The organism is Halomonas sp. BC2, assembly GCF_002078115.1.
Classification (GTDB): domain Bacteria; phylum Pseudomonadota; class Gammaproteobacteria; order Pseudomonadales; family Halomonadaceae; genus Vreelandella; species Vreelandella stevensii.
Genome location: NZ_LFGT01000018.1, coordinates 14,393 through 21,788 on the forward strand (window position 1 = coordinate 14,393; position 7,396 = coordinate 21,788).

General features: G+C 58.4%; 6 protein-coding genes and 1 pseudogene. 3 read left to right on the forward strand and 4 right to left on the reverse strand.

Annotated features, from left to right (window positions below):
* Nucleotides 1–44: 44 nt before the first annotated feature.
* The 3 genes from B7L71_RS11885 to B7L71_RS11895 all read right to left on the reverse strand — a co-directional run bounded on the left by B7L71_RS11885 (nt 45) and on the right by B7L71_RS11895 (nt 2,296).
* Nucleotides 45–875 (reverse strand): glycosyltransferase family 32 protein, encoded by an 831-nt coding sequence (locus B7L71_RS11885; protein ID WP_081138174.1) that lies wholly within the window; start codon nt 873–875, stop codon nt 45–47.
* A gap of 94 nt (nt 876–969) precedes the next feature.
* A complete protein-coding gene (locus tag B7L71_RS11890) occupies nt 970–1,554 on the reverse strand; it encodes a FlgO family outer membrane protein (RefSeq protein ID WP_162129515.1) in 585 nt (194 codons plus the stop codon).
* A gap of 4 nt (nt 1,555–1,558) precedes the next feature.
* Entirely contained in the window at nt 1,559–2,296 is a 738-nt protein-coding gene (locus B7L71_RS11895) for a hypothetical protein (RefSeq protein ID WP_249273249.1), read from the reverse strand.
* A gap of 114 nt (nt 2,297–2,410) precedes the next feature.
* Here B7L71_RS11895 and B7L71_RS11900 point away from each other — a divergent pair, with 114 nt between their 5' ends.
* The 3 genes from B7L71_RS11900 (at nt 2,411) to B7L71_RS11910 (ending at nt 6,409) form a co-directional block, all read left to right on the forward strand.
* Nucleotides 2,411–3,442, forward strand: a complete 1,032-nt coding sequence (locus B7L71_RS11900) for an OmpA family protein (RefSeq protein ID WP_081138176.1) — start codon at nt 2,411–2,413, stop codon at nt 3,440–3,442.
* An 822-nt stretch (nt 3,443–4,264) separates the two neighbouring features.
* Entirely contained in the window at nt 4,265–5,170 is a 906-nt protein-coding gene (locus B7L71_RS11905; RefSeq protein WP_081138178.1) for an HAD-IIB family hydrolase, read from the forward strand.
* A gap of 18 nt (nt 5,171–5,188) precedes the next feature.
* Nucleotides 5,189–6,409 carry a glycosyl transferase gene (locus B7L71_RS11910; protein WP_081138180.1) on the forward strand — a complete coding sequence of 407 codons (1,221 nt, stop codon included), beginning with the start codon at nt 5,189–5,191 and terminating at the stop codon, nt 6,407–6,409.
* Between the two features lie 24 nt (nt 6,410–6,433).
* Here B7L71_RS11910 and B7L71_RS11915 read toward each other — a convergent pair.
* Nucleotides 6,434–7,294: pseudogene (locus B7L71_RS11915) on the reverse strand (methyl-accepting chemotaxis protein); the annotation flags it as partial.
* Nucleotides 7,295–7,396: the final 102 nt, after the last annotated feature.

Here is a 7,396-nt window from a genome sequence, read left to right on the forward strand (position 1 = left end):
TAGCCTCGGGCTAGCGTTTTTTTTGGTAGGTCGCGTTTCCCAGGTCAATCGGCAGAGCGGTCCTGAGCATCACGTGCAGGCTCTGGTCTCACGACGCTGACGGTGCGCTGCTCCTTGGTCCATTTTCCCGCTGTTTTGTCGATATACTGAAAATGCTCGTTGGTGAAGCTGCCCTGGTTACAGGCATGCCGATAGGAGACAGTGGGCACGGCCTGTTGATCGAGTAGTTCGATGAACACCCCCGGCCCGGTCAGCTCGAAGACGTTGGTCAGGGAGCTGTCCTGAATGTTGTGCTGCACTCGTTCGATCAGCTTCAACAGGTTCGGATTGCCGGGGCGGCTGGCAATGAAATAGTTGCTGAGCTCACCACGGCGGGTGGTGATATACAGCTCCTCATGCTTGCCTAACGTGTTGGCCAAGGGCCAGATCGCGTGGGCATCGATATCCAGATATACGCCACCGTGTTGGTAGAGCACCAGCAGCCTCCAGAAATCGGCCTGGGCGGCACCGATTTGTAGGCGGTCATATTGCTGATTGATCTCTGGAGAGTAGTGAGCGGCAATGAACGCTTTTCTGGCCTCGGTAATCATGAACCGATATTCGAAGCGCGGGGCCATCAAGCGATTGAACAGGTAGTTCAAGTAAACAGGGAGCGTGACCTTATTGGTGAAGTTGGTTTGCCAGATGATCCTGGGGATGGGCGTTGGCTCTTTGGGCTTCAGCCAGGGGGCCGCTTGTTCCGGTAGCGTAAAGCGTTTTTTGGGGAACAGGGCATGAAAGCCATAGCTCAACAGCTTGGTGATGTTGGCCGCTAGCTTGATGACTCTGCTGGTCGCCACGATATGCGGCTTGCGAGGTTTCGGTTGAGACGGCATCGGCTCTCTTTGCTCATTTCAATGAAAAGCCTGGGGAGTAAGCTCCTCAGGCTTTTCGACAATATTGAATGTTGCGGGGACGTTTACCCGATCATCACCAGCCGCCCTGGCCTTCCAGCAGGCTGCGGATGTTGTTATCGAGGGGGAGACGGAAGTCTGCACTGCCCAGCACCATGGCATCACCCGCACGCACTACCCGTGCGCTCACATACAAGGAGTCCTGACCCTGAGCATAGGTTCCCATGAGAATGGAGCGAGCATTGTGCTGAGCGCTCAGGCGCTGCACTTGTCTGGAGAGAATCAATTCCCCCACGTTCTCTTCGATGAACATGCTATCGCGCATCTTGACTTCCCGCACCTGCATGCCTTGCTGGGCTAACGCAGACGCCATGATTTCGGAACTGATACGCCCAAACGTGGAAGACTGGCTCAAGTTGTCGATGCTGACAAAAGTCGCGGCAATCATGGGGCTATAGCGTGTAAGGTCGGGGTTGCTTGCCATCATTTGCTGAGCAGCTTGATGGGCAAGCTCGGAAAGGTCCGGTTTGGGCGCTTCCTGCTGGTTGTTATTGCCCAGGGAGGCGCAGCCGGCCAGCACCAACAGCGCAAGGCTCGCAGCAGCCATGTGAATCGAGCGTCGATAAGAAGCAGATAGCACCGTCATAAGTGTCAACAGCATAAGTTTACCAGGTGTCGGTGATGGAAATGACCGGCGTTGTGGGGGCCTGTGGCACTCTATGGGGTGCATATTGGCGCCGATCACCGGCATTAATGTAATAGATGTTGGAGGAGGAGTATAAAATGCGCTCGCCATCGACGATTTGGGTGGTAATGATGACTTCTTCATTGCCGGTATGAGTCCAGCTGCCGCTGGTGATGTCGGCCAGGATGCCGCCGGGAATGAGTCCCAGAGCGGGTTCGCTCCACTGGTTATAGGGGATAGTGGCAACGGCAATACCCGCCGTGAGGGCGGTAAAGGCACCGACAGGGGGGCGAATGAAGCCTCGGTCACGGTGAGTGACGATCTCAACACCCACGTGTACCTCCGCCGTGTCGGCGGTGGGTTCGGTCATGACCGATGCCCCACGCGTGACGAGTTCGCTGGTTAGCAGGGTACGAAAACCTCTGCCAAATTCGCCGCCGCTGTAGCCATGCAAGCTTTGATCATCGGCGGGTGTAATGTACAAGTCGCGAAACCGTACGCGTTCACGCTGCAAAATGTGGTTGGCTTCGTGATGGGCCAGTACGTTCCAGTGATGTGCAGCCTGCATGCGCTGCTGCTCACTGTAAGGGTAGGTGGTGGCAATCGGCGCCTGGGATGTGTTGGCGTAAAAACAGCCGCTTAGCATCAAGCTAACCGCGCCAAGCCCGAGTGGGGCAAGATAGCGGCGAGTGAAAGACAGCAAAGGACGAATGCGCACCGGGTAGTTCCTTATCGCTAGTAAACGGCTTTTTGACAGGGCTTTTTGATAGACTAGTTTGCCATGCTCATAGTAGATCGGCCACGAGGTTTAAAACTTGAATGAGTAACCCCCATGCTTGAGGACCACCGTAGCGGCCCCCGTCACGATTCGTTGTTGTCATCATACCCGGAAGACGATAGCAATAATGGCTGGATGATTAGTTATATCGACATCATGACGCTGCTGGTGGCGCTGTTCGTGATCATCATTGCGGCGGCCGGGGTGACCGGCACCAGTTGGAGCCCTGAAGCAGATGACACCGACGTCAGCGAAAGCAGTGTGCCTGCTCTTGAAGTGCCGCTGCCCGCATTGTTGGATGAGCGACGCCAAAAGCGCAACATCGCTTACCTGAATGAGCCCGGCACGCTTAGCCCGATGGCCATCAGTGCGGCTCTGGGGGTCGCAGGATTACCTGCTCCGATCATGCGCGTTCCCGAGCCTATGGGGGCGCCACCCTTGCTGGCATTGGCACCCGCCGAAAGCGACACATCGCCCGTCGCGCCGCTGCTGGAGCGCTACTTGCCCGCCTTGCCTACGCCGCTGCTCGTCGATGAGACGCAGCGCCTGGGCCAGCCGTTGGCCAGTTACATGGTACTGCTGACCGACCGGCCGCCTGTCAACGTGCAACAGATCGACGATGAGGCCATTAGCAGCGCTTTGGCGCTGGATGAGCAGCTGCCCGAACGTGTCGAAACATCGCTTTATTTGCCGAACCTGGAAGGCGTCGAGGTCTCCAGGGTAGCGGAAGGCATCAGTCTGCGGGTGCAGGATCAGCTGCTGTTTCCCTCTGCCGCGGCGGGGTTGTCGGAAGGCGGCACATCGCTGGTAGGCAGCCTGCTGGAAACCATCCAGCGCTATGACGGCGAAGTATGGGTCGAAGGGCACTCGGACAGTCAACCGATCAATACCCCTGAGTTCTCGTCCAACTGGGCGCTCTCCAGCGCACGGGCCATTGCCATCGTTGAAGCACTAGAGGCCGCTGGGGTCGAGCCTGAGCGGCTGCGCGCCGTCGGGTTTGCCGATACCCGCCCGCTGGAGGATAACAGCAGCGCCGAAGGGCGCGCCCGCAATCGCCGTGTCGAAGTAGTGATTCACGTGGAGTAGGTACTCACACACTGGCTTGGGGCGGCTCACTGTTGTAGGAGGAGGCTTCAGCCCGCGATGATTCCTGTACTCAGCTTGATATGGGTGGCTACTCAAGCAGTCGCCCAATAAATTGGCCTCCCACAGGATAGCCTGGGTGGCTGCTCTGGCTATAAGCCAATGAATGGGCCTCCCACTGTTCAAGAAGCCCTGCTGTTAGTGGGAGCTTTTTGTGGGAGGGAGCTTTAGCTCGCGATGATTCAAGCACAGGTGCCTGCCCAGGCAGTCGCCCAATGAAATTGGCCTCCCACAGGATGGCTTGGGTGACTGCTCTGGCTATAAGCCAATGAATGGGCTTCCCACAGGCTGGCTTGGGACTGCTTTGCTTTTGCTGAACAAAAAAAGCCCGCCAGGGGGGTGGCGGGCATCAAAGGGCTTGGCTCACTGCAGCCCACTGACATCAGGTGAGGGGGGGGGGTACGAGACAGTCAGTGGGTACAATTCGAGTATAGCTATTCTGGAATGTTTGCCAAGGGTTTGTGCAAATTTTTTGCTTTTTTATGCTCGGTGTTTTAATTAGATAAATCTTGTACAACAATCCCGCGCTATTTCTCCGTCTTCTGTACCTCTTTTTCATGCTCTGTTTTGGTGCATTATGGGTTGCCCTATTTTGGTGCTTCCTCTGGCATCGCTTCGATCGTGTTTTAATCTTTTGATTTTATTTAATTAAAGCATCCTGGCATGCATTCTGCTTTGGTGATTGTCTACCTTGGGTATTGATCTCAAAAGATGGCTACGTTGGGCTTTTGGGTGACCTGATTTCAGTTTGCAGAAGGTGCTGCCATGACCGAGTTCACGAGTCCTGAACTACTTGATCCCGCGTTACAGCCGCGTTTGGTGGTCACGGATCTCGACGGTTCCTTGCTGGACCACCATAGCTATGACTTTTCGCCTGCCGCTCCCTGGCTTGCTCGTCTCAAGCAGCTGGGTGTCCCGGTGATTCCCGTGACCAGCAAAACCCGGGCAGAACTACTGCCACTGCGTGAAGCCCTGGGGCTGACGGCGACGCCCTTCATTGCCGAAAACGGTGCCGTGATTGGCCTGCCGCCAGGCTGGTGCCATGCCAGCCTTGATCGGCCGGGTAGTGGGCCAGACGGCGTGGTCATCAAGCACACGGGGGTTGATATCCGCTTTATCCGTGCGCGGTTGGCCATCTGGAAGCAGCGCCTCAACCTGCGGTTTACGCCCATGGGAGAGATGGAGGTGGCGGAAGTCATCGCCAGAACCGGCCTGGACGAGCCTCGGGCCAAGGCGGCCAAACGGCGTGAGGGCAGCGAGCCGCTGATCTGGGAAGACGACGAGCGTGCCCTGGAGACCCTGCGCGAGGCGCTGGAGGGCGATGGTTTGACCATGACCCAGGGCGGGCGTTTTTGGCACGTCATGGCGCAGGCATCAGGCAAGGGGAGTGCGGTGACCTGGTTGATCCAGCGCTTTGCGGCGCTGCGCGGGCGCCAGCCGCTGGCGTTGGGGCTCGGCGATGGCCCCAACGACGTTTCCATGCTGGAAGCCGTGGACCAGGCCGTGGTGATCAAGGGCTGCCATGACCTGATAGTGGCACCGCACAACCGGGCGTTGTATCGCACCCAGGCAACCGGGCCAGCCGGATGGGCCGAGGGGGTGGCTCACTGGTGGGGGCGAGACGACCGCCGATTAGCGGCGGAATCCCACCAGCAAGCGGCCACGGCTTAACCCAACGAGGAAGTGCCCATGAGTGATTTTCATCAGAATGGCGTCATCACCGATTTTCATAACCTGACCCGTCGCCCCGTGGAAGAGCTCGAGCGGGAGCTGTGCCAATTTGCCAAGCGCCGCCCCATGGGGCTGATTCTACCGTCGCTGTTTTCCGAGCTGGAAGGGCCTGCACTCTCGGCCATTGTGGACGAGCTGGCCAAAGTGCCGTATCTCAACGAAATCGTGATTGGACTGGACCGGGCCGATCGCGAACAATTTCTTTATGCCCGCGAGTTTTTCTCACGCTTGCCGCAGCACACCCGCATTCTATGGAACGATGGACCCCGGCTGCGTGAGCTGGATGCCGAGCTAGAACACCACGGGCTGGGGGCGTTGGAGCCCGGCAAGGGGCGCAACGTGTGGTATTGCGCGGGCTATGTGCTGGCCTCCGGGCGCTCGACCGTGGTTGGGCTGCACGACTGCGACATTCTTACCTATGACCGTAGCCTGCTGGCGCGCTTGATGTACCCGGTGGCGCACCCACGCTTCAACTACAGCTTCTGCAAGGGGTACTACCCGCGCATCGCCGAAGGCAAGCTGAATGGCCGGGTGTCTCGCTTGATGGTAACGCCGCTGCTGCGAGCGCTGAAGACCGTGTGCGGTCCGCTACCGTATCTGGATTACCTGGACAGTTTCCGCTACCCGCTGTCGGGGGAGTTTGCCATGCGCAGCGATGTGCTGGAGGGCATTCGCATTCCTGCCGATTGGGGGCTGGAAATTGGCGTGCTCTCGGAGCTACAGCGCAACTACTCGCATCGCCAGCTGTGCCAGGTCGATATTGCCGATGCCTATGACCACAAACACCAGCCAGTGAGCGAAGAGGATGCCAGCGGTGGCTTGAACCGCATGAGCCTGGATATTGCCAAGGCCCTTTATCGCAAGCTGGCGACCCACGGGGTGAGCTTCAGCAGCGAGGATTTCCGTACACTGAAGGCAACCTATTATCGGCTGGCGCTGGACTTGATCGAGGCCTACGACCACGACGCTACCATGAACGGTTTGAGCCTCGACCGTCACTGCGAAGAGCAGGCAGTAGAGCTGTTTGCCAGCAACCTGCTGGAAGCTGGCAACCTGTTTCTCGACAACCCGCGTGAGCGCCCGTTCATTCCCAGCTGGAACCGGGTGCAGGCCGCTGTACCTGACCTGCTGACCCGCATGCACGAAGCGGTCGCGCTGGATAACCAGGGGGATGTGTAGGCCATGACGGCCTACGTTTGACGCCTAGAAATCGTCGCTGTGCGCCTGTGTGCTGGAAGGCGCCAGTGACAACGCCTGGGCTTGATGCCGTGACGCGTTGAGCTTGAAGTTGCTGACCATCTGACGCAGCTGGGTGCTCAAATGCGCCAATTGCTGGGTAGCGTGGTTGCTCTGCTGCACCAGTCCGGCATTTTGCTGGGTCATTTGATCCATCTGTGTCACGGCCTGGTTGACCTGCTCGATGCCGCTGCTCTGTTCGATGGTGGCCGCAGAGATCTCCTGAACCAGCGTGCTGAGCTGCTGAATATCGCCCACCATGCCATTGATCACTTCGCCGGTACTCCGCACTCGGCGGCTGCCTTCCACCACCTGGGCATCGGCATTCTCGATCAGCCCCTTGATCTCCTGAGCGGCAGAAGCGGAGCGGCTGGCCAGTTGGCGTACCTCATTGGCCACCACGGCAAAACCGCGACCCTGTTCCCCGGCGCGGGCGGCTTCCACGGAGGCATTCAGCGCCAGGATATTGGTCTGGAAGGCAATCGCATTGATCGTCTCGACGATGCTGCTCATGCGAGTGGCGCTTTCATTGATGGTGGCCATGGTGTCGATGACGGACGACATGGCGTCACTACCGCGTTGAGCGCTCTCAGCGGTTCGCGAGGCCAGGTTGCGGGCATGGTCGGCATGCTCAGCGTTCTGTTTTACCGTGGCGGTCAGCTGCTCCATGCTGGAGGCCGTTTCCGCCAGCGAGGAAGCCTGCTCTTCGGTGCGCGTCGAGAGCTCTTCGTTGACCCCCACGATCTGCTCGACGCCGTTATTGACCTGGTCCGCGCCGTGATGGATATCGCTGATAGTGTCCGCCAGGGTTTCACGCATGCGGTTGATCAAATTGCGCGTCAAACCTCGGCCTTCCAGGCCGGGGAAGGATAGCGCGAGGCGTGCAGCGCCTCTTGGTTGACAGGCTATATTTACCGCGCTAGATTCAAA